The sequence below is a fragment of the Pseudarthrobacter sp. NIBRBAC000502772 genome (assembly GCF_006517235.1).
In the GTDB taxonomy this organism is placed as follows: domain Bacteria; phylum Actinomycetota; class Actinomycetes; order Actinomycetales; family Micrococcaceae; genus Arthrobacter.
This window is the reverse complement of sequence record NZ_CP041188.1, coordinates 3,423,616-3,448,282: the sequence shown is the minus strand read 5'-3', so window position 1 is coordinate 3,448,282 and position 24,667 is coordinate 3,423,616. Positions and strand designations below refer to the sequence as shown.

The 24,667-nt window shown below is 64.1% G+C and carries 16 protein-coding genes, 2 tRNA genes and 1 pseudogene; 10 read left to right on the top strand and 9 right to left on the bottom strand.

From position 1 onward, the window contains the following. Positions 1 to 46: 46 nt before the first annotated feature. The 6 genes and pseudogenes from NIBR502772_RS15940 to bcp form a co-directional block, all read right to left on the bottom strand. Complete coding sequence (locus NIBR502772_RS15940; protein ID WP_141140924.1) at positions 47 to 3,298, bottom strand: efflux RND transporter permease subunit; 3,252 nt, start codon at positions 3,296 to 3,298, stop codon at positions 47 to 49. 84 nt (positions 3,299 to 3,382) lie between these two features. Further along, positions 3,383 to 4,884 (bottom strand): annotated as a pseudogene (locus NIBR502772_RS15935) (malate:quinone oxidoreductase). A gap of 79 nt (positions 4,885 to 4,963) precedes the next feature. Beyond that, positions 4,964 to 6,586: an ABC transporter substrate-binding protein gene (locus tag NIBR502772_RS15930; RefSeq protein WP_210412463.1), complete on the bottom strand. Its 1,623-nt coding sequence runs from the start codon at positions 6,584 to 6,586 to the stop codon at positions 4,964 to 4,966. Between the two features lie 196 nt (positions 6,587 to 6,782). Next, positions 6,783 to 7,454: a fasciclin domain-containing protein gene (locus NIBR502772_RS15925; RefSeq protein ID WP_141140923.1), complete on the bottom strand. Its 672-nt coding sequence runs from the start codon at positions 7,452 to 7,454 to the stop codon at positions 6,783 to 6,785. A gap of 267 nt (positions 7,455 to 7,721) precedes the next feature. Continuing rightward, positions 7,722 to 7,803 (bottom strand) — tRNA-Leu (locus NIBR502772_RS15920). 156 nt (positions 7,804 to 7,959) lie between these two features. Next, positions 7,960 to 8,433: a thioredoxin-dependent thiol peroxidase gene (gene bcp, locus NIBR502772_RS15915; RefSeq protein WP_141140922.1), complete on the bottom strand. Its 474-nt coding sequence runs from the start codon at positions 8,431 to 8,433 to the stop codon at positions 7,960 to 7,962. A gap of 95 nt (positions 8,434 to 8,528) precedes the next feature. Here bcp and NIBR502772_RS15910 point away from each other — a divergent pair, with 95 nt between their 5' ends. The 3 genes from NIBR502772_RS15910 to NIBR502772_RS15900 all read left to right on the top strand — a co-directional run bounded on the left by NIBR502772_RS15910 (position 8,529) and on the right by NIBR502772_RS15900 (position 10,914). Next, positions 8,529 to 8,984: a MarR family winged helix-turn-helix transcriptional regulator gene (locus tag NIBR502772_RS15910; protein WP_056349254.1), complete on the top strand. Its 456-nt coding sequence runs from the start codon at positions 8,529 to 8,531 to the stop codon at positions 8,982 to 8,984. Between the two features lie 22 nt (positions 8,985 to 9,006). Further along, positions 9,007 to 9,222, top strand: a complete 216-nt coding sequence (locus NIBR502772_RS15905; protein WP_141140921.1) for a hypothetical protein — start codon at positions 9,007 to 9,009, stop codon at positions 9,220 to 9,222. 309 nt (positions 9,223 to 9,531) lie between these two features. Beyond that, the gene (locus NIBR502772_RS15900; RefSeq protein ID WP_246848553.1) at positions 9,532 to 10,914 is read left to right on the top strand and encodes a family 16 glycosylhydrolase; all 1,383 of its coding nucleotides are present in this window, start codon (positions 9,532 to 9,534) and stop codon (positions 10,912 to 10,914) included. 97 nt (positions 10,915 to 11,011) lie between these two features. On the opposite strand, the gene NIBR502772_RS15895 is transcribed toward NIBR502772_RS15900, so the two are convergent. From NIBR502772_RS15895 to NIBR502772_RS15885, 3 genes are all read right to left on the bottom strand, one after another. Next, positions 11,012 to 11,087: transfer RNA gene (locus NIBR502772_RS15895), tRNA-Lys, on the bottom strand. A gap of 116 nt (positions 11,088 to 11,203) precedes the next feature. Beyond that, positions 11,204 to 12,391 (bottom strand): PQQ-dependent sugar dehydrogenase, encoded by a 1,188-nt coding sequence (locus NIBR502772_RS15890; protein ID WP_141140919.1) that lies wholly within the window; start codon positions 12,389 to 12,391, stop codon positions 11,204 to 11,206. Then, positions 12,345 to 13,340: a hypothetical protein gene (locus tag NIBR502772_RS15885; protein WP_141140918.1), complete on the bottom strand. Its 996-nt coding sequence runs from the start codon at positions 13,338 to 13,340 to the stop codon at positions 12,345 to 12,347. The genes NIBR502772_RS15890 and NIBR502772_RS15885 overlap by 47 nt, the downstream gene beginning before the upstream one ends. 208 nt (positions 13,341 to 13,548) lie before the next feature. Between NIBR502772_RS15885 and ilvD the strand changes: the two genes are divergently transcribed. The 7 genes from ilvD to NIBR502772_RS15850 all read left to right on the top strand — a co-directional run bounded on the left by ilvD (position 13,549) and on the right by NIBR502772_RS15850 (position 24,665). Then, entirely contained in the window at positions 13,549 to 15,270 is a 1,722-nt protein-coding gene (gene ilvD / locus NIBR502772_RS15880) for a dihydroxy-acid dehydratase (protein WP_141140917.1), read from the top strand. A gap of 380 nt (positions 15,271 to 15,650) precedes the next feature. Then, the gene (locus NIBR502772_RS15875; protein ID WP_104061224.1) at positions 15,651 to 17,558 is read left to right on the top strand and encodes an acetolactate synthase large subunit; all 1,908 of its coding nucleotides are present in this window, start codon (positions 15,651 to 15,653) and stop codon (positions 17,556 to 17,558) included. Between the two features lie 2 nt (positions 17,559 to 17,560). Next, entirely contained in the window at positions 17,561 to 18,073 is a 513-nt protein-coding gene (gene ilvN, locus NIBR502772_RS15870) for an acetolactate synthase small subunit (RefSeq protein ID WP_028271611.1), read from the top strand. Between the two features lie 100 nt (positions 18,074 to 18,173). Continuing rightward, entirely contained in the window at positions 18,174 to 19,199 is a 1,026-nt protein-coding gene (gene ilvC / locus NIBR502772_RS15865; protein ID WP_141140916.1) for a ketol-acid reductoisomerase, read from the top strand. 124 nt (positions 19,200 to 19,323) lie between these two features. Continuing rightward, the gene (gene serA, locus NIBR502772_RS15860; protein WP_056349234.1) at positions 19,324 to 20,913 is read left to right on the top strand and encodes a phosphoglycerate dehydrogenase; all 1,590 of its coding nucleotides are present in this window, start codon (positions 19,324 to 19,326) and stop codon (positions 20,911 to 20,913) included. Positions 20,914 to 21,117: 204 nt separating this feature from the next. Continuing rightward, a complete protein-coding gene (locus NIBR502772_RS15855) occupies positions 21,118 to 23,913 on the top strand; it encodes an ABC transporter permease (RefSeq protein WP_141140915.1) in 2,796 nt (931 codons plus the stop codon). Next, entirely contained in the window at positions 23,910 to 24,665 is a 756-nt protein-coding gene (locus tag NIBR502772_RS15850; protein WP_056349225.1) for an ABC transporter ATP-binding protein, read from the top strand. The genes NIBR502772_RS15855 and NIBR502772_RS15850 overlap by 4 nt, the downstream gene beginning before the upstream one ends. Positions 24,666 to 24,667: the final 2 nt, after the last annotated feature.

The following is a 24,667-nucleotide window of genomic DNA, read 5'->3' as shown; positions in this document are numbered from 1 at the left end:
ATGTATCGACGGATATAACGCCTCCCGGGCGAGAATATTCCAGGTGTTACAGGGGGTCACCCGGAGCGGCACGGCGGCCAGTGACGCGGGGCACCATGCCGGTGGTCCAGTCGCGGAACTCGGCATCGACGTCGTCGGCTTCCGCAAACTCCGGGCGCTGCTGCATGGCACGGAGCAGTGCTTTTGTTTCCCGCCGTCCCTCGACGAGCCGATACAGCACGGGAACCAGCACCAGGGTCAGCGCCGTGGAAGAAACCAGGCCGCCGATCACCACCACGGCCAGCGGCTGGGAAATGAAGCCGCCGCCCCCGGTCAGGCCAAGCGCCATGGGTGTCAGCGCGAAAACGGTGGCCAGCGCGGTCATCAGGATGGGGCGGAGCCGCTGCCTGGCGCCATGGGTGATTGCGTCCGCCACGGTCATCCCGCCGCGGCCGTCGCGTGGCTGCCTGTACTGGTTGATGAGATCGATGAGCACAATGGCGTTGGTGACCACGATGCCCACCAGCATCAGCATGCCGATCAGCGACGGCAGGCCCAGGGGAACGCCCGTGGCCAGCAGCAGGGCCACGGCGCCGGTGGCGGCAAAGGGAACGGACACCAGCAGGATCAGGGGCTGGATCAGCGACTTGAACGTGGCCACCATAATGACATAGACAATCGCGATCGCGGCGAGGAGCGCCAGGCCCAGCTGCTGGAAGGACTCGGCCTGCTGGGTGGTGGCGCCGCCGAGTTCGGCGGTGACCCCTGCGGGGAGGCTGACGGCCGTGAGGCGCTTCTGCACCTCCGCGTTCACCGCACCGAGGTTGGAGCCCGACGGCGTGACTGACACTTTGGCGGTCCGCTGGCCGTTGCTGGCGGTTATGGAGACCGGCACGTCCACCTGTTCCACGGACGCGATGCTGCCCAGCGTGACGGGGGAGCCGGATGCAGGGAGTGCGATGTTGCGCACTGCATCAATGCTGGTAAACCGGGTGCCCTCGCCGATCTGGACCGGAAAGTCGTTGGTGTCGATCCGGACCGTCCCGGCGGGAATGGGGCTGATGGTGGCAGCCAGGACGCCGGCCACCTGTTCCTCGTTCAGCCCGGCTGCCGCGGTCTTGGCCCGGTCAACCTTGACCTGGACCACCGGCTGGCTGGCCGCGAGGTTGGTTGCCACCTCGCTGGTCGCCGGCACGCCGGTCATGGCCTGAACCATGGCGTCACTGGCCGTCCGGAGGTCCTCGGACGTTGCCGCCTTGATGGTGATGTCCACCGTAGAGGATGTCCCGAAGCCACCCTGCTGCGTGCCGACGGTAATCTTCCCGGAACCGGCCACCTTGCCCACTTCGGCCCGGACGGTTTCCTGGAGCTTCGCCTGATTCGCCTTTTCATCCGTCACCACCGTGAACGTGGAGTTGGCGGCTCCGGAAGACGTCAGGGCGGCAAAACCTGCCTGCGCGTTGCCGGAGGTGAGCTGGACATTCTTGACACCCTCGATGCCGCGGAGGACGTCCTCGACCTTGATGGCGGCGGCGCTGGTGTCGGCCAGGCTTGTGCCCGCCGGCATCAATTGGCGGACAGTCAGGCTGTTCTGGCCGGAATCGCCGAGGAGGTTGGTGGACAGCAGCGGCGTCATGGCGGCCGTGGCGCCGAGCACCAGAACGGCGGCCACCAGGGTCAGCACCGGGTGCTTCTGGGTCTTGCTGAGGACGGGCAGGTAGGCACGCTGTAGCCGGCTTTTCTGTTCGGCCTCCTGGGCCTGGGCACGGGCGGCGGCAGCAAGCCGGGCGGCAGTTTCGCGGGCAGCGGGCGAACTTGCAGCGGGCGAACCGGCGGCGGCGGAACCGGAGGGGCTCTTGAGGAACCAGTAGGCCAGGACAGGAACGATGGTCAGCGATACGAGCAAGGATGCCAGCAGCGCCATGGTGACTGTCAGGGCGAAGGGCCGGAAGAGTTCGCCGGCGAGCTCGCCCACAAAGGCAATGGGCAGGAAGACCGCCACGGTGGTCAGGGTGGAGGCGGTGATGGCGCCGGCCACCTCCCGGATAGCGGTGAGGATCGCGGGGACTTTCTCCTCCCCGTAGCTGAGGTGGCGCTTGATGTTTTCGATCACCACAATCGAGTCGTCCACCACGCGGCCGATCGCAATGGTCAGCGCGCCCAGGGTCAGGATGTTCAGTGAATAGCCGGTCGCGGACAGGCCAATGAACGTGATCAGCAGCGACAGCGGAATGGAGACCGCGGTAACAAGGGTGGAGCGGGCTGACATCAGGAAAACAAGGATGACGGCGACGGCGAAGCCCAGCCCGAGCAGGCCCTCGGTGGTGAGGTCCTTGATGGACTTCTCGATGAACGGGGCCTGGTCGAACACCGCCGTGAACTTTGCGTTGGACCCCAGCTCGGCCTCCAGTGCCGCCAACGAGTCGTTCACGGCGTGGGAGATTCCCACGGTGTCGCCCTCGGGCTTCTTGGTCACGGACACCGCCAGTGTCTCCTGGCCGTTGGTCCGGGTGATGGAGGTCCGTTCGTCATCCTGCAGGCTAACGTCGGCCACCGTGCCGATGGTCGCGGCATCCTTGGCTCCGCCCAGGGGGAGTGCCTTGATGGCGTCCAGGGAATCCACCGGGCTGCCGATCTGGAGGGATAGCGTCTTGCCCTGCTCCTGGATGGTCCCGGCCGGGATCAGCGCGCCGTTGTTGGAGAGGGCGTTCCGGATGGACTCGATCGTGGCGCCCTTGGCGACCATCGCCTCGGGCCGGGGGATGATCTCGATGTGCTGGGTGGCGCCGCCGGTCACGTCGGCTCCCCGGACGCCGTCGATCTTCTGGAGCCGGGGAACGGAGAGGCGTGCCAGGTCGGCGTTCAGTTCGCTGAGGGGCTTGTCCGAGGACACTGCCAGGAACACGATGGGGAAGTCGCTGATGCTGCCCGCGATGGCCTGCGGCTGCACGTCCTCCGGCAGGGAGCGTTTGGCGTTGGAGATGGCGCGGTCGATCTGGTTCCGGGCGCGGTCGAGGTTTGTCCCGTAGGTGAACACCATGGAGATCTGCGAGACGCCGTTACGTGACGTCGAGGAGGTGGACTCCAGGCCTTCGACGCCGTTCAGAGCGGTTTCGAGCGGTGCGCTGACCTGTTTGTCCACCACCTCGGGCGACGCGCCGGGCATGGCGGAGAGGACGGTGATCTGCGGGAACTCAATGGAGGGGATGAGTTCCTGTTTCAGCGATGACATGGTGATCACGCCGAACACCGTCGCGAAGACGGTGATCAGCGCGATCAGCGCCCGGTTTGCCAATGAAAGTTGTGCCAGCCGGAACATCGCGGGTCTCTCCTGTGGGGTTGACGGACTCCTGCGGACCGGACCGGACCGTCCAGCCGGGCCTGCCGGCCGGAATGCCGGGCGTCAGTGGTTGGCGGAAATGCTCTCCAGCTGCAATGCCTTGGCCGTTGCCGTCTCAAGTTCGGCAGCCAGTTCCGGATTCTCATCCAGCTTCACGCCGTAGCCCGGCATCATGTCCTTGAGCTTGCCCTGCCAGCCCTTGAAGTCCTTCGGGAAGGACTTCTGCAGCAGTTCAATCATGATGGGCACCGCTGTGGACGCGCCGGGCGACGCACCCAAAAGCGCCCCGATAGTGCCGTCGCGGCCGGCGATGACTTCCGTGCCGAACTGCAGCACGCCGCCCCTCTTCGGGTCCTTCTTGATGATCTGCACACGCTGGCCGGCGGTGATCAGCTCCCAGTCGCCGTCCTTGGCTTCGGGGTAGTACTCGCGCAGCGCTTCCACCTTGTCCCCGTGGCGCTTGGCGACTTCCTTGACGAGGTACGCGGTGAGGTCCATGTTGTCCTTGGCGACTGCAAGCATCGGGATGATGTTGCTGGGCCGGATGGACAACGGCAGGTCAAGGTACGAGCCGTTCTTCAGGAAATTAGTGGAGAAGCCGGCATAAGGGCCGAAAAGGAGCGAACGCTTCCCGTCGACGTACCGGGTGTCAAGGTGCGGGACCGACATGGGCGGCGCGCCCACCGAAGCCTGGCCATAGACCTTGGCGCTGTGCTGGGCGGCAAGTTTCTCGTCGGTGCAGCGGAAGAACTGGCCGGACACGGGGAATCCGCCGAAGCCCTTGCTCTCCGGGATGCCGGAGGCCTGAAGGAGGTGCAGTGCGCCGCCGCCGGCGCCTACAAACACAAACTTGGCGTGGATCTTGCCGTGTTCCCCGGAAGCCGGGTGCTTGATCGAAAGGTCCCAGCCGCCGTCGGACGCCTTGGAGATGCCGCTGACGTCATGGCCGTAATTGATTTCGACGCCGTTGTTCCCGAGGTAGGTGGTGAGCTCACGGGTCAGTGCCCCGAAGTCGACGTCGGTCCCCTCGGTTGCCCGGGTGGCGGCGATACGCTGCTTCGCGTCGCGGCCCTTGACGATCAGCGGCGCCCATTTGGCGATCTGGGCGTGGTCCTCGGAGTACTCCATGCTGCGGAACAGCGTGTGGGGCTTGAGCGCTTCGTAGCGGGTCTTGAGGAATTTGGTGTTGTCCTCGCCGATGACAAAGCTCATGTGCGGGACGGTGTTGATGAAGCCCTTCGGCGAGCCGATCAGGGATTCTTCCACAAGATGGGACCAGAACTGGCGGGACAGCTGGAACTGTTCATTGATGAGCAGGGCCTTGGCCGGGTTCACCGAGCCGTCTTTGGCTGCGGGGGAGTAGTTCAGCTCGCACAGGGCGGCATGGCCCGTTCCTGCGTTGTTCCAGGGGTCGGAGCTTTCCAGTCCGGGCTGGTCCAGTCGTTCGAACAGGGAGATGGTCCAGTTCGGTTCAAGCTGCTTGATGAATGCCCGAGCGTGGCGCTCATGATGCCGCCGCCAATCAGTACGACGTCGGCATGTTGGGTCTTGGATATGAAGGTCACAATCAGTCTCCGATAGCAGCGGCTCTGGCTGTCAAAGAATATCCCCGGGCGGCCCGCATACTGAAATTGGGCCGGGCCGTCAAGGCTTTAGCTGTACTTTTGTGAAAACTTCACTCAGTACCGGGGACGCCGGGTAGCTGCTGACGCGGTCCGAGAGAGCGAGTGCCGAGATGGGGAAGGCGATGGGAACCGCCGGCACAGTGGCCGCGATCTGGGCGTTGATGGTGTGGTACTGCTCGTCGCGTTCCTTGCCGGCAGGGAGGCCGCGGGCGCGGTTGATCTTGGAGAAGACCTGCGGGTCCTGGTAGCCGAATTCGCCGTTCTTTTCGCCGAACAGCGGGCCCACAAAGTTATCGGCATCGGCATACGCGCCATTCCAGCCGAGCAGGTGAAGCCCGTGGTCCCCGGGTGACTGCACTTTCTGGAGGTAGCCTTCGGACCAGTCCACCGGGACGGGTTTGATGCTGAAGCCGACGGCGGTCAGTTGCCTGCTGATCTCGGCGTAGATTTTCTCCGGCGTGGGCAGATAGGGGCGGGTGGCGTTGAGCGGATAGTAGAACCTGAGCTCTTCCCCGGTGTAGCCGGCTTCGGTCAGGTAGGCCTTGGCCTTGACCGGGTCGTGGCCCAGGGCGGGAGCGTCATTATTGAAACCGCTGATCTTCGGAGGAACGAACTGTGAGGCTTTGGCGGTGTTGTCGATGAAGAACTTGCGGATCAGGGTTTCCTTATCGATGGCCAGCTCAATGGCCTGCCGGACCTTTTCGTTCTGCAGGACCGGAATTTCCTGGTTGATGCCCAGGTACATCACCGAGAAAGGATCACGCTGGACGATCTGCATGCCCCGCTTGACCAGCTGATCGAAGTTGCCCACCGTGACGGCGTCGTAGCCGTCGATCTTGGCGTCCAGAAGGGCCTGAAGCCGCGTCTGGGGGTGGTCGTACGTGACGAAATTAATGGTGGAGATCTGCCCGCGGTCACCCCAGTAGTTTTTGTGGCTGATGAGCCGGACGCTGGCCTCGTCCCAGGCGGCCAGGCTGAACGGTCCTGTGCCGACGGGGTTGGTGGCGAACCGGGAGACCGGGTTTCCGGCACGGGTCTGATCCAGGATATCCGCCGTGCCCGCTGTCAGGGCGGCCGGGGATGCGATGGCGAACGCCGGCAGGGTGAGCGCCTGGAGGAACGCGGTGAAGCGCTGGGTCAGGTCGATCCGGACAGTGTCAGCGGAAAGGGCCGTGCAGCTCTTGAAAATGGAGAGCGCAGCGTCGTCGGAATGTGCCTTGAACACGCTCTTGAACGAGCTTCCCGGCGCTTGGCGCCGCAGTTCCGCCGAGAAGGCGAACCAGCGGTTGAAGTTGGCACACACGGCGTCGGCGTTGAAGGGCGTGCCGTCCTGGAACGAGACGCCGCTGCGGAGTTTGAACGTGTACGAGCGGCCTTCGTTTTCCTCGGACCATTCCGTTGCCAGCAGCGGCGTAGGTTTTCCGGTGGTCTGGTCCACACCCACCAGGCCCTCGAGGATCTGCCGGGTGATCCGGTAGCTTTCCACATCGTTGGAGAGCGCGGGGTCCAGGCCGAGGGGCTGGGACGCCGTGCCGAACGTGAACGTTTCAGTGGGTTCAGCGCCGGCGGGCGCCGTTGAAGGAGACGTTGCCGAGGGCGAAGGCGGTGGGTTGCCGGTGCAGGAGGTCAGGCCTAACGCCATAAAAACGGCGCCGGTCCTGATGACCGTTCGCCGCGAAGTACTGCTGGGCACTCGTCTATCACCTCTGGCTGCTTCTGGCCGGCGCCGCGGACTGCGGGCCAAGGACACAGTCTAGTTGACACACCCCGGTGCTCCCTGGGCACACGCCAGAGGCCTGTTCCGGTTGCGGAACAGGCCTCTGGGCTTGAAAGCCGGACTACTTGGGCATCAGCACCGAGTCGATCAGGTAAACGGTGGCGTTCTTCGTCTGGACGCCGCCGCAGATCACGCTGGCGCCATCAACCATGAGGGCATCCTTGCTGCCGGTCACGGTGACCGATCCGCCCTGGACCGTGGCGTGTGTGCCGGCGATCTTGTCCGGGGTGATCTGGCCGGGGACCACGTGGTAGGTCAGGATCTTGCTCAGCAGGGCGTCGTCCGTTTTGAGCGTTTCGATGGTGGCGGCATCGATCTTGGCGAAGGCGTCATCCACCGGGGCGAAGACCGTGAACTCGCCGCCGTTAAGGGTGTCAACCAGGTCAACCTTCGGGTTCAGCTTGCCGGAGACAGCTGCCGTGAGGGTGGTCAGGATGGGGTTGTTGGATGCCGCGACCGCTACCGGGTCAAGGGCCATCCCAGCAACCGAGCCTGCCCCGGTGGGGACCTTCTCTGCGTAGCCGGCGCAGCCTGCGCCAACGAGGTTTGCGGCCGGATCCATGGCAGCAGCACTGGCGGACGGTGACGGGGCCATCTTCGTTGCTGACGGTGCGGCGGCCGGAGCGGAGGAGCTCGGGGTTGTGGTTGCTGTTCCACCGCAGGCGGTAAGGCTCAGCAGGGCTGCAGCTGCAACGCCTGCGACGGTGAAGGATGTGCGCTTGAATGACTGCATTTCGGTTCTCCTTGTTTTTTGGTTTCTGCCGATTTCTTGCCTGCTGCAGACGTTGTGCCTGCCGCGTGGCCTTTCCCGACTGTTGGGCACCGGCCCTTGGCTGGTGTCTCAATGGGTATTCGGCCGGAGCACGGAAGCGGATGGGTGGATCGCCAAGAGTTTTTTAGATTCGCGGCCAGCCCGCAGGGAAAGCCAGGAGAACACGGTAGCTGCGCAGTTAAATGACGGAGATCCCGGGCCTGTGGGCCCGGGATCTCGGTGTAAGTGTGCGCAAGGGGGGACTTGAACCCCCACGCCCGAAGGCACAGGAACCTAAATCCTGCGTGTCTGCCAATTTCACCACTCGCGCTTGGCAGTTGCTGCCGTTGTCTTCAACCTTGGCCAGATGGCCTACGGATAAAACGTACGACGGCGGATGCCAGTTTCCATTGTAGCCTCGGGCCGGCGGGGTTCCGGTCAGCCGATTCCTGCCGCGCCGTACTGGCGCCACTTCCCGCGTAATGCGTTACGCGTCCACGTTGAGGTCGCGCCGGAGTTTGGCCACGTGGCCGGTGGCCCGGACGTTGTACTGGGCAAGCGCCACTTTTCCATCGGGATCGATCACCACGGTGCTGCGGATCAGTCCCTCATAGGTCCGTCCGTAATTCTTCTTTTCGCCCCAGGCACCATAGGCTTCGGCCACGGCATGGTCCTCGTCCGAAAGCAACGGAAAGCTAAGGTCCTCGTTGGCGGCAAAGGCAGCAAGTTTGTCCACGGAATCGGGGGAGACGCCCAGGACCCGATAACCGGCCGACGTGAAGGATGCCAGGCTGTCGCGGAAATCGCAGGCCTGTTTCGTGCAGCCGGGCGTGGCGGCGGCTGGGTAGAAATAGACGATGGTGCTGCCGCTGTGGCCGGAAGCCAGATTGACGTCTTTACCCGACGAATCCTTCAGGGTGAAGCCGGGCGCTACGTCGCCGGTCAAGAGTCTGTCAGCCACTGTTAATCTCCTCGTTGCAGGCGGAACACACCAGTTTAGTAAGCATCCACGACCGGTGCTAACCAGCCTTAGCTATACTTGCTGGTATGCCTGACATGGATCGCTGGCCCACTGGGCGCCTATTGTCCACTGCGGCACGCCTCGTAGAACACTCCTGGAACGAAAAGCTAAGCGCCATCGGGCTGACGCACGCCGGCGTGATCGCTATCGAAGTCCTCTCAGCGCAGGGGCCGATGACACAGGCCCAACTCGCCCAATATGTGCGCGTTCAGGCCCAGACCATGGGTAAAACCCTGAGCCGGTTGGAGTCCCATGGCCACATTGCCCGCGTCCGCAGCACGTCGGACCGCCGCAGCCAGGTGGTGTCCCTCACGGACAGCGGACGGGAAGCCGCAGCCGCAGCCGTTGAGATGGAACGCGCGGTGCTTGCCGCGGCAACCATTGACCCTGACGCCCTGCGGCAGGAGCTCCAGGCTGTGGTCAGGGAGCTGGCCAGCCAGTTCGCCTCGCCGTCAACCCGCGCCCTGGTGGACGGTGCCCCGCTCAGCTAGCGATCCCGGGAATCCGGTAAATTTGACTGGCACCATTACTGCAAGATTCCGCGGTGGTGGTGCCTTTTTGGTTTGTACCCTGAAACGTCCAGAAGTGGCGTCTTTGCCGCGTGATTTTGCAGCGGTTCAGGGCGCACTTTCAGGAGGTGCATTGATGGTCGCTTTACAAAGTGAACTCTTCAATATCACCAGCGGCATCTGGCCATTGGTCTCGCCGCTCGATGCCCTTATCATCTGACGTATGCGGAAACACTTGGTCGCGCTTGGGGTGGCGGCAATCTTCCTGGCTGGCTGCTCGGCCCCGTCAACTCAACCGGCAGTAACTTCGACGGCGCCGGTCGCCACATCAGCCACGCCGACGCCTGCTACGCCAACGACAGGCTCGGCCGCGACAGATCTGAACTGGGGCACGCCGACCGCTGGCGACGAGTTTAACTACACCGGCGCCCCGGACGCCGCGAAGTGGTCCGTGTACAACAGTGCCGGGCACGCGGGGAATGGCATTCGGAGTCCCCAGCAGGTCACGGTAGACGGCTCGCAAATGGTCATGACTGGAACACCGGACGGCACCACCGCTGGAATGAGCGCGAAGTTTGGGCGCCAGAAGTACGGCCGGTGGGAGGTCCGTGCGGCCGGGTCGGGTGACGATGAGTACCACATGGTGGCGCTCCTGTGGCCGGATAGCGGGAAGTGGCCGTGTGACGGCGAAGTTAACTACGCGGAGACGATGGGTGACTGGAACGTCATCAAGTTCTTCTACCACCATGGATGTTCGGACACGGTGACGTCGGCGTCTAAGGCTCTGGACGTTGGTCAGTTCCACAACTACGCGGTTGACTGGTCTCCGAATGGGATGGTCGGCTACGTCGATGGGGTGAAGTGGTTTGAGGACAAGAACTCCGCGCACCAGCCTCCCGGACCGATGCACCAGACGCTACAACTGGACTGGGTTCCAGACAGCACTGCTAACGGCCCTGGCGAGATGCGAGTGGATTGGGTTCGCGTCTATGCGGCTGGCGATCCAACTCCCGCTGCCCTGCCGCCGCCATCCGATGAGTCGTTTGAGTTCGCCGCCACCGGGGATATAAACCCTGCGGGTAACACGTCGGCCACGTCGCACAGTGGTAAGAACGCGGCTAGTATCATCGCCGGTCTCAACGACGGTTCGCTGGACAACTTCCTTGCGCTGGGCGATTTCCAGTATGACAACGGCACCTGCACCGCGCTCGAGGCTTACGACCAGTTGTGGGGTCCGGCTAAGGCCAAGACGTACTGGACCGCTGGCCCGAATCATGATGTTGAACCCGGCGAGAATGACGACGTTGACCGGTACATGGATGGGCAGTGTGTGTCCACGGTGAAGAGCGCGACCAGCTCCGATATTGTACGGTTCCAAGACGCTCTTGATTGGTATTCGTTCGACAAGGGCAACTGGCACATTCTTGTAGCGCCTACGGCCACATGGCGTTATAACGCTGCGCGGGCGCAAGCGATGACCTCGGAGATGGATGCCGACCTGAAAGCTGCAAAGGCCGCTGGAAGGCATCTGGCGGTTATGTATCATGATCCGTATTTCACCAGCAGCACATCGAGCCACGCCCGCTTCTCCAAGGCGAAGCCCTGGATTGACGTCTTCTGGGCGAACCGCGTTCGTGTGTTGCTGTCCGGCTCACAGCACAATTATGAGCGGACCTGCCCGATAAACAACGAGGACCAGTGCGTTGCGGACGGGATGCAACAATTTCAGGTGTCCGCTGGTGGAATCGGCCTCCGGGCGTTCACCAGCAGCCCCACTTATGTGCAGCGGAAGTTTAGCGACACATGGGGTCACCTACGGATGAGCCTCAAGGCTGACGGCTCTTATACGTGGGAATTCCGTCCCGTTTCTGGCGGAATGCAGACTGACAGCGGGTCTCGAAGCCCTGGCTAAATACCTGGTTCCGATCACCGCAAATGCCCCACAGCGATTTTCAGGGCAAAGCGAAACCCCGCCTTCAGGCTTGTGGCCTATGAAGACGGGGTTTCTGTGGTGCACCCCCCGGGACTTGAACCCGGAACCCATTGATTAAGAGTCAATTGCTCTGCCAATTGAGCTAGAGGTGCATCTCTTATGTGGTGACCTTCCGGGCTTTTTCTTTCCCGGTTGATCTCCGCAACGACATGAAACTCTACACGAACTTCCGACCCATGTGAAATCGAGGCCCCGATGCTCCCCGCACTCAGCCGGGAGGGGCAAGAACCAGCACAAAATCAGGGTTTTTGTTGTTGGTCAGCAGCCAGAAGCCGCCGTCGGGAGTCCGGATGACGTCCCGGATCCTGCCGTATTCGCGTGTGAAATAGGCCACAGGAGCGTTTGCCTCCTCGCCGGACAGGGACACCGTCCAGAGGCGTTGCCCGCGCAGGGCGCCGAGGTAGGCCGTCGACCCGGCAATTTCCAGGCCGCTGGGTGAGGAGTCCGCCGTCGAAGGCCACACCACCTTCGCGTCGTGGTACCCCTCCCGGTGCGGTGCGCCGGTTACTGCGGGCCAGCCGTAGTTGGCTCCCGGCTCGATGAGGTTGAGCTCGTCGTTGACGTCCGGGCCGAACTCGCTGGACCAGAGCCGGCCGGCGCTGTCCCACGCCAGTCCTTGGACGTTTCGGTGCCCCAAGCTGTACACGGCATTGCCGAATGGGTTGCCAGGTGCGGGGTCACCCTCCGGAGTCAGCCGCAGGATCTTCCCGCCCAGAGCGTTGCGGTCCTGTGGCTGTTCGCGGCGCTGGGAGTCGCCTGTGCCCACGTACAGGAACCCGTCCGGGCCGAAGCGGATCCGGCCGCCATTGTGGGTTGATGCCTTCGGGATTCCGGAAAAGACCACCTCGAGGTCGCCAAGGTCCAGGGATCCGTCAGGCTGTTCCGTCAGCTTCAGCCGGGCGATGCGGTTGTCCCGTTCCGAGGTGAAGTACAGGTAAAGGTAGTTGTCGGACGGAAAGCCGGGCGAGAGGGCTAGTCCCAGCAAGCCTCCCTCACCGCCAGGAGCCACGCCGGGGACCTGGCCGATGGTGGTCGCCCTGCCATCACGGACAGCTTTCAGCAGCGCAGAGTCGCGCTCGGAGACGACGGCGGTTCCGTTCGGCAGGAATACCGCGGCCCAGGGAATGTCGAGCTGGAGATCGAGCCGTGCCACAACCTCCGGTGGCGTGGCGTTACCCGGGCCGGTCCCGATCCCGTTGCCTGTGCTGGTCCCGGTTCCTGTGATACTGCCGGTGGGGGCATCGTTGGCGTCCCCCGTGCAGCCCGACAGCAGCACGGCCAGGCACACTGCGAAGGCGCCCGCAGTGGGCTTGGCCGCCGCGAGGGCCCGAAAGTGCGCCTGCGTCCGGTCAGATACGCGTCCGCCGGGGGGCGCGGAAGCCGGCAGCTTCCGCATGGGCCGCCGACTCAAACCAGACGTCGGCTTTCGTCTGCTCATAGTCCGGATGCCCCTCCTCGTAATAGACCATCGCTCCGGCGTCGGCCTTGACCTCGAAATCCGCCGGACCGCTTCCATCCGGGCCGGGCGACGCGGAACCTGCGCCGTAGGGCTGGTCCGCGGCGAGATGCCCGGTCGGTTCCGGTGTATCAGCGGCTTCGGCTTCCGCAGCGGCCGTTTCGGCGCCGGGCAGCGTGGGCGCATGGGGCTCCGTGTATTCCGGGTGGTGCACAAATTCGGTGCCCTGCGCCGGTGGCGCTTCGGACATTGGGGTGTCGGCAATTACGGTGGACGCTTCGCCGGCCGGCCGGTGGCTGGCGGCGGATGGGGCTGGTGCACTTGCCTCTGACCACTGGGTTTCCCACTCGGCTTCGTCTGCCTGCCGGCTCACACTCTCCGTGCTGCCAGGTTCCTGGGCTGCTAGCGACTCCGGGCGAGCCGGCTCCTCTTGCCCAGCCGGCTGCTCAGGTCGGCCGCGTTCCCCAGAGCCAGCCGACTCGGGGGATGACTGTTCGGTATCTGCGGCACCAGCAGTAACAGCGGAACCGGCAACGTCGGGTTCGGCGATGATGTGCTGCCCGACGCTGGTGTCTTTTTCAACGCCGGCTTCTTCACCGCCGTCCTTGTGCCCACCGCCGGCTTCTTGGGATTCTGCCGTGCTGGACCGATCGGGCGCCTCGTCGGCCGTCGTCGGGGGTGTCGGCTCAGAAGCGCCGAAGCCCGCAGCGCCGGGGATGCCCGCCGTGCCCGCAGCTTCCGCCGAGGCGGCTGCGCTTCCGCCGGCGAGGCCGCCGTCCGTCCGGATCGGCGTGGAGTCGCCGGTGTTCGAGGAACTGCTGCGGTTCAGCAGCCACCACACAACGCCCACGATCAGCACAATGAGGATAATCCAGAAGACAAAATCCATAGCAGGGCCCTTCAGTCCGGATGGCATGGTTGCCGTTCCCTGACGGTACGTCGGCGCCAACGGGACTGTCTAGGTTCCGGCAGGCCAGCAGGGGCCCATCTCAGAATTTGAGACGAGAGTCCACCATTTGATCGAAATATTCCTGAAAATCGGCCAAACGGGCTGTTCGGGTCGTTGGCGTCCCGATCCGAGTCATAGACTTTGACCCATGAGTGAGGACACCCAAACAGCAACCGAGAACAAGATCGACATCAAACCCCGCAGCCGGGTCGTCACCGACGGGATCCATGCCGCCCCCGCGCGCGGTATGTTCCGCGCCGTCGGCATGGGCGATGACGACTTCGCGAAGCCACAGATCGGCGTTGCCAGTTCCTGGAATGAAATCACTCCCTGCAACCTCTCCCTGAACAGGCTGGCCCAGGGCGCCAAGGAAGGTGTCCACGCAGGCGGCGGTTTCCCCATGCAGTTCGGCACCATCTCCGTCTCCGACGGCATCTCCATGGGCCACGAAGGCATGCACTTCTCCCTCGTTTCCCGTGAGGTCATCGCCGACTCCGTCGAAACCGTCATGCAGGCCGAGCGCATTGACGGCTCGGTCCTCCTGGCCGGCTGCGACAAGTCCCTCCCCGGCATGCTGATGGCTGCCGCCCGCCTGGACCTGGCCAGTGTGTTCCTGTACGCCGGCTCCATCATGCCGGGCTGGGTCAAGCTTGAGGACGGCTCCGAAAAGGAAGTCACCCTGATTGACGCCTTCGAAGCCGTCGGGGCATGCGCCGCCGGCAAGATGAGCCTCGAAGACCTGACGCGTATTGAAAAGGCCATCTGCCCCGGCGAAGGCGCCTGCGGTGGGATGTACACCGCCAACACCATGGCCTGCATCGGCGAAGCCCTGGGCATGTCCCTCCCCGGCTCCGCCGCCCCGCCCTCGGCAGACCGCCGTCGTGATGATTTTGCCCGCAAGTCCGGCGAGGCAGTGGTCAACCTGCTCCGCCTTGGCATCACCGCCCGGGACATCATGACCAAGAAGGCGTTCGAAAACGCCATCGCCGTGACCATGGCATTCGGTGGCTCCACCAACGCCGTCCTGCACCTCCTGGCCATCGCCCGCGAAGCTGAAGTCGAGCTGAACCTGGAGGACTTCAACCGCATCGGCGACAAGATCCCGCACCTGGGTGACCTGAAGCCGTTCGGCCGCTACGTCATGACGGATGTGGACAAGATCGGCGGCGTGCCGGTCATCATGCGCGCACTGCTCGACGCCGGCCTGCTGCACGGCGACTGCCTCACCGTCACGGGCAAGACCGTGGCCGAGAACCTCGCCGCGATTAACCCGCCGGACCTGGACGGCAAGATCCTCCGCGCCATGGACAACCCGATCCACAAGACCGGCGGCATCACCATCCTGCACGGCACCATGGCGCCCGAGGGTGCTGTGGTGAAGAGTGCCGGCTTCGACGCCGACGTCTTCGAGGGCACCGCCCGCGTCTTCGAGCGCGAGCAGGGTGCCCTGGCCGCCCTGGATGAGGGCCTGATCAAGGCTGGCGACGTTGTAGTCATCCGCTACGAAGGCCCCAAGGGCGGCCCCGGCATGCGCGAGATGCTCGCCATCACGGGCGCCATCAAGGGCGCCGGGCTGGGCAAGGACGTCCTGCTCCTCACTGACGGCCGCTTCTCCGGCGGAACCACCGGCCTCTGTATCGGCCACGTGGCACCGGAAGCTGTCGACGGCGGCCCCATCGCCTTCGTCAAGGACGGGGACCGGATCCGCGTGGACATCGCGGCCCGCAGCTTCGACCTGCTGGTTGATGAGGCCGAGCTCGAATCCCGCAAGATCGGCTGGGAGCCCCTCCCGGCCAAGTTCACCAAGGGTGTGCTCGCCAAGTACGCCAAGCTGGTCCACAGCGCCTCCACGGGCGCATACTGCGGGTAGCACGGTTTCGTTCCTCAACCTCCGGCCGCTTGGTTGAGCCCAACTACGTAGCAGTAACTGTCGTTATGAGCGCTCATAACGACAGTTACTGCGTCCCAGTTGGGGGAATGTGGCCAACCAGTGGACAATGGTGTCCACACTGTGAGATGCGCACAGTCCTCGTTGACATGTATCTCACACAGAGGGAAAACTGAACGCATGATCGCATTCGTTACCAGCTGCGCCGCTGCAGATGCAGCCGTCGTCCTTACCAAGCGCGTGGCCCACTAGCCCGACTGGTAACGAACCGTCACGCGCAACCCCTCGAAAAGCCGCAAGGCTGAGGGGTTTTTTTATTTCCGCATTTCCGAGTACACAGATGATCCACAAGGAAGAGTCCGATGAGCAAAGGATCGCCGATCAGCCCCTCGCTGATGGCTAATAAGTCCGCTGGAGCCCCCAAGGCTCCGGAACGCGCCGACCGAACGGCTGACCAGGCCGCCGTCGTCGCTGATCTTGCCGCTGTCTCTCCTGTCCTTGGGCCGAACAACGTTGTACCCCCAACGGTGATGACCGGCTCGCAAGCTATTGTCCGATCGCTCGAAGAACTCGGCGTCGACGATATTTTTGGTTTGCCTGGTGGCGCGATCCTGCCTACCTATGACCCCTTGATGGCCTCCAGCATGAATCACATACTGGTCCGTCACGAACAGGGAGCCGGCCACGCCGCGCAAGGCTATGCCATGGTTACCGGCCGGGTGGGCGTCTGTATCGCCACCTCGGGACCCGGTGCCACCAACCTCGTTACGGCCATCATGGATGCCCACATGGATTCGGTGCCGATGGTGGCCATAACCGGCCAGGTATCCAGCGGTGTGATCGGCACCGACGCGTTCCAGGAAGCCGACATTGTTGGCATCACCATGCCGATCACCAAGCATTCGTTCCTGGTGACCGACCCCAACGACATCCCGCACGTTATGGCGGAGGCCTTCCACCTGGCCTCGTCCGGACGTCCCGGCCCGGTCCTCGTGGATGTCGCAAAGGACGCCCAGCAAGGTCAGATGACCTTCTCGTGGCCGCCGAAGATCGACCTCCCCGGCTACCGCCCGGTGACGCGCGGCCACAACAAGCAGGTCCGCGAAGCAGCCAAGCTGATCGCTGCGGCCACCAAGCCGGTGCTCTACGTGGGCGGCGGCGTGGTCAAGGCACACGCCTCCAAGGAACTCCGCGAACTGGCGGAACTCACGGGCGCGCCCGTTGTCACTACCCTGATGGCGCGCGGTGTGTTCCCCGATTCCCACCCGCAGCACGTGGGCATGCCGGGTATGCACGGGACCGTTTCCGCTGTCACGGCGCTGCAGCAGTCCGACCTGCTCATCACGCTTGGAGCACGCTTCGATGACCGAGTGACCGGCATCCTGAAGTCCTTCGCGCCGAACGCCAAGGTGATCCACGCGGATATTGACCCCGCCGAAATCTCCAAGAACCGCACCGCCGACGTGCCGATCGTGGGATCCGTCAAGGAAATCATCCCCGAGCTCACCGAGGCTGTCCGTTCACAGTTCGAATCCGCCGGCACGCCGGACCTCACCACCTGGTGGGCGTTCCTTAACAACCTTAAGGAAACCTACCCGCTGGGCTGGACCGAGCCGGAGGACGGGCTCAGCGCCCCGCAGCGCGTCATCGAACGCATCGGCGCGCTGACCGGCCCCGAAGGCATCTACGTTGCCGGCGTTGGCCAGCACCAGATGTGGGCCGCGCAGTTCATCAAGTACGAGCGCCCGCACGCCTGGCTGAACTCAGGCGGCGCCGGCACCATGGGCTATGCCGTACCAGCTGCCATGGGCGCCAAGGTGGGGGAGCCGGACCGTGTGGTCTGGGCCATCGACGGCGACGGCTGCTTCCAGATGACCAACCAGGAACTGGCCACCTGCGCCATCAACAAGATCCCCATCAAGGTTGCCATCATCAACAACTCCTCTCTGGGTATGGTCCGCCAGTGGCAGACCCTGTTCTACGAGGGCCGCTACTCCAACACGGACCTCAACACCGGCCACGAAACCGTGCGGATCCCGGACTTCGTCAAGCTGGGGGAGGCCTACGGCTGCGCTTCCTTCCGCTGCGAGCGGGACGAGGATATTGATGCCACTATCCAGAAGGCCCTCGAAATCAATGACCGCCCCGTGGTTATCGACTTCGTCGTGAGCCCCGACTCCATGGTGTGGCCGATGGTGCCCGCCGGCGTGAGCAACGACCAGATCCAGGTTGCCCGCAACATGACCCCGGAATGGGAAGAGGAGGACTGAACATGACCCGCCACACATTGTCCGTTCTGGTTGAAGACAAGCCCGGTGTGCTGACCCGCGTCGCGAGCCTGTTCGCCCGACGCGCCTTTAACATCAACTCCCTGGCCGTGGGCCCGACTGAAGTTCCGGGCATGTCCCGGATGACCGTCGTCGTCGACGCCGACGGTGACCTCATTGAACAGGTCACCAAGCAGCTCAACAAGCTGGTCAACGTGATCAAGATTGTTGAGCTGACCTCCGAATCTTCCGTACAGCGAGACCACATCCTGGTCAAGGTACGTGCGGATGCCGCGACTCGTCTGCAGGTGACCCAGGCTGCAGACCTGTTCCGTGCTTCAGTGGTTGACGTCTCCACAGACTCCGTGGTCATTGAAGCAACAGGCCACCCCGAAAAGCTCACGGCGCTGCTCTCAGTGCTTGAGCCCTTCGGCATCCGCGAAATTGTGCAGTCCGGCACCCTGGCCGTTGGACGGGGATCCCGCTCCATGAGTGACAGGGCTTTGCGCAGCGCTTAGTAAGGCGGGGCCCGGCCCCACCTGCGGCGCAATGCCCGTGCAGTACCGCAACACCCCAGACTAATTACCCAGTGAAAAACGCTCAAGAGGAGTTACCCAAGTGACTGAAATGTTCTACGACGACGACGCCGACCTGTCGATCATCCAGGGTCGCAAGGTCGCCATTGTTGGCTATGGCTCCCAGGGCCACGCCCACGCGCTGAACCTGCGCGACTCCGGCGTCGAGGTTGTCATCGCCCTCAAGGAAGGCTCGAAGTCGATCGCCAAGGCCGAAGAAGCAGGCTTCAAGGCCCTGACCGTTGCCGACGCCGCCGAATGGGCCGACGTCATCATGATCCTGGCACCGGACCAGCACCAGCGCTCGATCTACAACGAGTCCATCAAGGACAAGCTGACCCCCGGCAAGGCACTTGCCTTCGCCCACGGCTTCAACATCCGCTTCGGCTACATCGAGGCGCCTGAGGGCGTTGACGTCATCCTGATCGCTCCGAAGGCTCCGGGCCACACCGTGCGCCGCGAATTCGAAGCCGGCCGTGGCATCCCGGACATCATCGCCGTGGAGCAGGACGCCTCCGGCGCAGCTTGGGACCTGGCCAAGTCCTACGCCAAGGCCATCGGCGGCACCCGCGCCGGCGTCATCAAGACCACCTTCACCGAAGAGACCGAAACCGACCTCTTCGGCGAGCAGGCTGTCCTGTGTGGCGGCGTTTCCCAGCTGGTCCAGTACGGCTTCGAGACCCTGACCGAGGCCGGCTACCAGCCGGAGATCGCCTACTTCGAGGTGCTTCACGAGCTCAAGCTCATCGTTGACCTCATGTGGGAAGGCGGCATCGCCAAGCAGCGCTGGAGCGTTTCCGACACCGCAGAGTACGGCGACTACGTCTCCGGCCCGCGCGTCATCACCCCCGCGGTGAAGGAAAACATGCAGGCTGTCCTCGGCGACATCCAGAGTGGTGCCTTCGCCAAGCGCTTCATTGACGACCAGGACAACGGCGGCGCCGAGTTCATGGCCCTGCGTGCCAAGGCTGAGCAGCACCCGATCGAGGCCGTTGGCCGCGAGCTGCGCTCCCTGTTCGCCTGGCAGCAGACGGACGAGGACTACGTAGACGGCTCCGCGGCCCGCTAAGTCTGCTGTGCCGGTGCCCCTCGGGGTGCCATCATGAGGCCGGGTTCACTTAACAATGTGAGCCCGGCCTTTCCGTCCGCCTAGACTTGTTCCATCCCAAGGACTGCAACGCAGAGGATCACTCGTGTCAAAACCCGTAGTACTGCTCGCCGAAGAACTTTCGCCCGCCACCATCGAGGCCCTCGGCCCGGACTTCGAGATCCGCCAGACTGACGGCTCCGACCGGTCCCAGCTGCTCGCCGCCATCGCGGACGTGGACGCCATCCTGGTCCGCTCCGCCACCCACCTGGACGCCGAAGCCATTGCCGCCGCGAAGAACCTCAAGGTCATCGCCCGCGCCGGCGTTGGCCTGGACAACGTTGACATTAAAGCCGCCACACAGGCCGGCGTGATGGTGGTCAACGCCCCGACGTCGAACATCATCTCGGCAGCGGAACTGACCGTGGGCCACATCCTGAGCCTCGCACGCCACATCCCGCAGGCCAGCTCCGCGCTGAAAAACGGTGAATGGAAGCGCTCCAAGTACACCGGCATCGAACTCTTCGAGAAGAAGATCGGCATCATCGGCCTCGGCCGCATCGGCGCCCTCGTTGCCGCACGCCTCCAGGGCTTCGACACCGAAATCCTCGCCTACGATCCGTACATCACCTCGGCCCGCGCCGCGCAGCTCGGCGTTAAGCTCGTCACCCTCGATGAACTGCTGAGCCAGTCGGACTTCGTCACAATCCACATGCCCAAGACGCCGGAAACTGTCGGCATGCTCGGCGCCGACGCGTTCACCAAGATGAAGTCCACCGCCTACGTGGTCAACGTGGCCCGTGGCGGCCTCGTGGACGAAGAGGCGCTCTACGCAGCCCTGCAGGACCGCCAGATCGCCGGCGCGGCCGTGGACGTCTTCGTCAAGGAACCCAGCACGGACCTTCCCTTCTTCGCCCTGGACAACGTGGTGGTCACCCCGCACCTGGGCGCATCCACCGATGAAGCCCAGGAGAAGGCAGGCGTCTCGGTTGCCAAGTCCGTGCGTTTGGCGCTGGCCGGCGAACTCGTACCGGATGCCGTGAACGTGGCCGGCGGCGTGATCGCCTCCGATGTCCGTCCGGGCATCCCGCTGATCGAAAAGCTGGGCCGGATCTTCACCGCGCTGACCCACGCCTCCCTGACGCAGATCGACGTCGAGGTGGCCGGCGAGATCGCGGCGCTGGACGTCAAGGTCCTGGAACTTGCCGCGCTCAAGGGCATCTTTGCCGATGTGGTGACCGAGCAGGTTTCGTACGTCAACGCCCCGGTCATCGCCGAACAGCGCGGCATCAACGTCCGCCTCATCACGACGGCGGAAGCGGAGGACTACCGCAACGTCCTCACCATCCGGGGTGCTTTGAGCGACGGCAGCCAGATCTCCGTGGCAGGTACGCTCACGGGTCCGAAGCAGATCCAGAAGCTCGTCGGCGTCAACGGCTACGACGTTGAGATCCCTATCAGCGAGCACCTTGTAGTGGTGGCCTACGCCGACCGGCCGGGTGTGATCGGAACCATCGGACACATCCTGGGCATGAACAACATCAACATTGCCGGCATGCAGGTGGCACGGCAGGCGGAAGGCGGCCAGGTTCTGGCACTGCTGACCATCGACAGTTCCGTTCCCCAGCAGGTGCTTGACGCCATCAAGGCAGGCATCGGCGCCGAAATGGTCCGCGAAGTGGACCTCGAGGACTAAGAACTGCACCGCCATCAACTACGCGTGACCGAACCTTAACGTCGGCCACGTATGATTGGCCGGTCTGCTTACAATGGCTAGGTCCTGTTTCAGGACCACGCCGGCAGACCGGCCAATACTTTTTGCACACCAGGCAGGAAATCCTATATATCCGCCGCCTGCGGATCCCGGTGTGCGCACGCAATCCAGGTTTCAGGGAGCCCAATGAACGCCGTCCAGAGGTTCATCAGAAGCAAAGTGCTGCTGCTGACCGCGGCCATCTTGATCGCAGCCATGTGCTTGTCGGTCCTCGTCCAAGGCCAGTCGCAGGCCGCACTCAACCGAACGGTGGATGAGAACTCGCGGGGTCTCTACGACGTCCTGGTCCAAGCCAAGGCAGGCTCCGGGGCGCTGATGCAGCCGGAGATCGCCAACGGTGGCGGAGGCATCGGCTTTGACCAGCTCGAGAGCATCCGGAAGCTTTCCGGAACGTCCGTGGCGGCCCCCATCAGCCTGGTGTCCCGCGTGACGCAGAACTTGGAAGCGCCACGGCTCGACGCCATGGACTACCTTGGCTACAACTCCGGGCTGGCAGGCACAGCGACCACGGACCAGGCCGCCGGCGCCACAGATCCCAGCAAATGGCCTGCTGCCGAGTCCGTCCTGAGCGACACTGCCAAGAAGTACCGCCTGACCGCTAGCGCCGTCAGCTCCGACGGTGTCTCCGAGCAGACCCTGTTCAAGTCCACGGCCGAGGGCAGCCTGGGTAAGGCCAAACTCGTCGAGGAGCAGACGGCCGGTGGCACCAGCATCCGGATCGCACCACCAGCAGGCGAGACGGGCATCAAATTCCCCGCACCAGCCGGTGGCTCCGAACATAACCTGTTCAACCTTTCGGTGTCACTGCCCCTGTCTCCCGAAGTTACCGAGTCCGTCGTCGCCGTCGACCCCGTCTCCGAGCGCGCACTGCTCGGCTCGGCAGGCGACTTCCTCGCCCCGCTGGAGAAGGCCCCGCCCGCTGACGCGCGGAACGCCGGAGCCATCGGCCGGCACTTCGAAAGCCTCTTCACCAACGGCATCAGCCTGGAAGAGCTCAACGAGGGCCCTGACTTCCTCGGTGTCAAGCTCAAGTACTGGGCACCGCTGATGACGCAGTACCAGCAGGCGAAGCGCAGCGGACAGCTGACCGCGGACTCGCAGGCCATTCCCCTGGTTGTCCGTTCCGGTACGTCCCTGGACCTTAAGTACAACGTGAAGATCGAGGAGATCGACGCTGCGGGCAAGGTTGTCAAGGACGTCGGCACCGCCACGCGTTCCCTCGGCAAGGACTACCTGCCGTTTGTGTCCAAGGACCCGTTCGCTCTGTCCTGGCCCGGCTCCACCGATCACTCCGGTCTCCTCAGCAGCGCCGGCAACTTCAACCAGGGCCTCTACACCCCGGCTACGTGGAGCACCGACTTCGCTGCCGCGCCGAAGTATACCGACGGCGAGGCTGCGGCCAACGGTGCCGTCCAGAAGACCGCCGTTCCCCGCGACTGGGTCACCGTAAACCGCCTGCCGGAGAAGGGTGCCAACGGCGCCCCGGTGGACCAGACGCAGCGTGAACCCGTGGATGAACGGTCCTACCGGGAAGACCTGGCAACAGGGGAGAAGCTCGCGGCTCCGCTGGCCATGGTCTACGGCACCTTCGACCCCGCGGCTGTGGAGAAGGCCGCCGGCGACGTCAACCGCCTTCCGCTGGGTGGCTACGACCCCACTCCGCTTACCCTCACCAAGGACGCCGAAGGCAAAACGGTCACCGATACCGAACTCAAGCCTTCACTCAGTGCCACTGGACTGGCGAGCCAGTCGGCCGGTGCCATCACCGACTTCTACGGCCTGGCCGCAGCACGCGGCTATAAGGACAACGCCGCCGTGATCGATGCCGTACGTGTCCGGGCCAAGGCCCCCGGAAGCTGGAAGGAAGCCCAGCCCGACGTCGAAAAGCTGGCCAGCGAGATCCGCGAAATGGGTCTTGAGGCTACTGTTGTGGCCGGTTCCGCCCGTGAGGACGCCAGCATTTTTGTCCCCGGATACTCCAAGGACGACGCCGGCAAGGAGTCAGCGCTGGGCACTGTCCAGCAGTCCTGGGTCCGGCAGAATGCAGCGGACGCAGTCTCAGGCTCCCTCACCGGGACCAACGTGACTCTGCTCTTCCTGACGCTGTGCGGAGCCGCGCTGTTGACCGGCGCCTCCACCGTCAGCTACATCCGCAAACGCAAACGTGAAGCCGGGACCCTCCGGGCCATGGGCTGGACCCAGGTGCGCATCAGGAACTGGGTGCTTGAGGAATTCGGTGTCGGCGCCGCGCTGCTCGCGGTAGCCGGGATCATCCTGAGCCTGGTGAGCTGGAGCGTGACCACAGCCATCGTCTCAGCCTCCGTCCTGGTCCTGTATGCGGCAGCGGCCTTCTTCGCCGCCCAACAGCTGCGCCACCGTGATGAGGTGGACCAGGAACCGCAGCACGACGAGCGGCTGATCCCGGTGGACTCCCCGTTGACCTTTGCCAACCGGCAGCTCAGCACGAACAAGTTCAACACCCTGTCCCTGGCCGTCGCAGTCGGCGTGTTCGGAGCCGCGGTGGGCGGGCTGGTTGCCTTGCTCATCGACATCCCCCGTGCTGCCGGAGCGAGCGCCCTCAGCGGCCTGGCCGCAGCAAGCGTGGCGATGCCCAGTATGCTCCTGGCACTCGCCGGGGTCGCCGTGGGGCTGGTCCTGACACTGGTCACCGGCCGGTTTGAGCTGAACGCCAAACGCCAGTACCTGGGCATCCTTGAGGCCATGGGCTGGAACCCGGACATGCTCCGCCAGGTCCGTCTTTTCGAAAACGCGCTGGTGGGCACGGTGGCCCTGCCGCTGGGCGTCCTGGGCGCGCTGGGCATCGGGCTCCTCCTTGCCCCGTATGCCGCGCTATGGGCCGGCGTCGCCGGCCTCGTGGCTGTACTTTGCTGGATACCGATTGCAACGAAAGTGGTCCAATGACAAACGAGACGAACGTTTACCGGAGCCGGAGGTCCGGCTCGGCTGAGTCGCCCCTGCAGACCCGTGCCAACACCATCGTCAAGGCCGCGGACCACGGGACCCCGCTGGAACTGAGCGACATCACCATCCGCTATGGCGGCGGTAAAAGCGGTGCCGAAGCCGTCAGTGTTGTGGAGAACTTCGACCTCACGCTGCACGCCGGCGAGATGCACTGCGTGGCCGGCCGAAGCGGATCCGGCAAGACCAGCATCCTGACAGTGGGGGCGGGACTGACCCTGCCGACGTCGGGCCGTGTCTTCTGGGAAGGGGATTCCCTTGAAAGCATGGGCGACGACGAAATCGCCGACCGCCGTCGGGCCCTGATCGGTTATGTAGACCAGGGCGGCGCCCTGATCGACGGCATGAGCGCCCTCGAGAACGTCCTCCTGCCGGCCGTGCCCGACGGCGAGGTGGACCAGCGCCGCGACATGGCCAAGGACCTCCTGGACCTGGTGGGCCTGGGCCGCCGGATGCGGCACCGTCCGGCCCAGCTGTCCGGTGGTGAACGCCAGCGTGTGGCGATCGCCCGCGCCCTGATCCTGGGTACGCGCGTCCTGGTGGTTGATGAGCCCACGGCCAGCCTGGACAGGGCCTCCGCCAACCGCATCATCAGCATCCTCAAGGACACCACCTCGGACGGCATCGCGGTACTGGTCGCTTCACACGACCACGAACTGGTCCGCCTGAGCGATACGCTGACTGAACTGATCTAGCC

Coding starts and splice junctions, on each gene's coding strand:
- NIBR502772_RS15940 (WP_141140924.1), bottom strand. CDS start 3,298: ATGTTCCGGCTGGCACAACTTTCATTGGCAAACCGGGCGCTGATCGCG.
- ilvD (WP_141140917.1), top strand. CDS start 13,549: ATGAGTGAGGACACCCAAACAGCAACCGAGAACAAGATCGACATCAAA.
- NIBR502772_RS15900 (WP_246848553.1), top strand. CDS start 9,532: ATGACTGGAACACCGGACGGCACCACCGCTGGAATGAGCGCGAAGTTT.
- NIBR502772_RS15855 (WP_141140915.1), top strand. CDS start 21,118: ATGAACGCCGTCCAGAGGTTCATCAGAAGCAAAGTGCTGCTGCTGACC.
- NIBR502772_RS15910 (WP_056349254.1), top strand. CDS start 8,529: ATGGATCGCTGGCCCACTGGGCGCCTATTGTCCACTGCGGCACGCCTC.
- NIBR502772_RS15850 (WP_056349225.1), top strand. CDS start 23,910: ATGACAAACGAGACGAACGTTTACCGGAGCCGGAGGTCCGGCTCGGCT.
- NIBR502772_RS15925 (WP_141140923.1), bottom strand. CDS start 7,454: ATGCAGTCATTCAAGCGCACATCCTTCACCGTCGCAGGCGTTGCAGCT.
- NIBR502772_RS15875 (WP_104061224.1), top strand. CDS start 15,651: ATGAGCAAAGGATCGCCGATCAGCCCCTCGCTGATGGCTAATAAGTCC.
- NIBR502772_RS15930 (WP_210412463.1), bottom strand. CDS start 6,586: ATGGCGTTAGGCCTGACCTCCTGCACCGGCAACCCACCGCCTTCGCCC.
- ilvN (WP_028271611.1), top strand. CDS start 17,561: ATGACCCGCCACACATTGTCCGTTCTGGTTGAAGACAAGCCCGGTGTG.
- NIBR502772_RS15890 (WP_141140919.1), bottom strand. CDS start 12,391: ATGCGGAAGCTGCCGGCTTCCGCGCCCCCCGGCGGACGCGTATCTGAC.
- NIBR502772_RS15885 (WP_141140918.1), bottom strand. CDS start 13,340: ATGGATTTTGTCTTCTGGATTATCCTCATTGTGCTGATCGTGGGCGTT.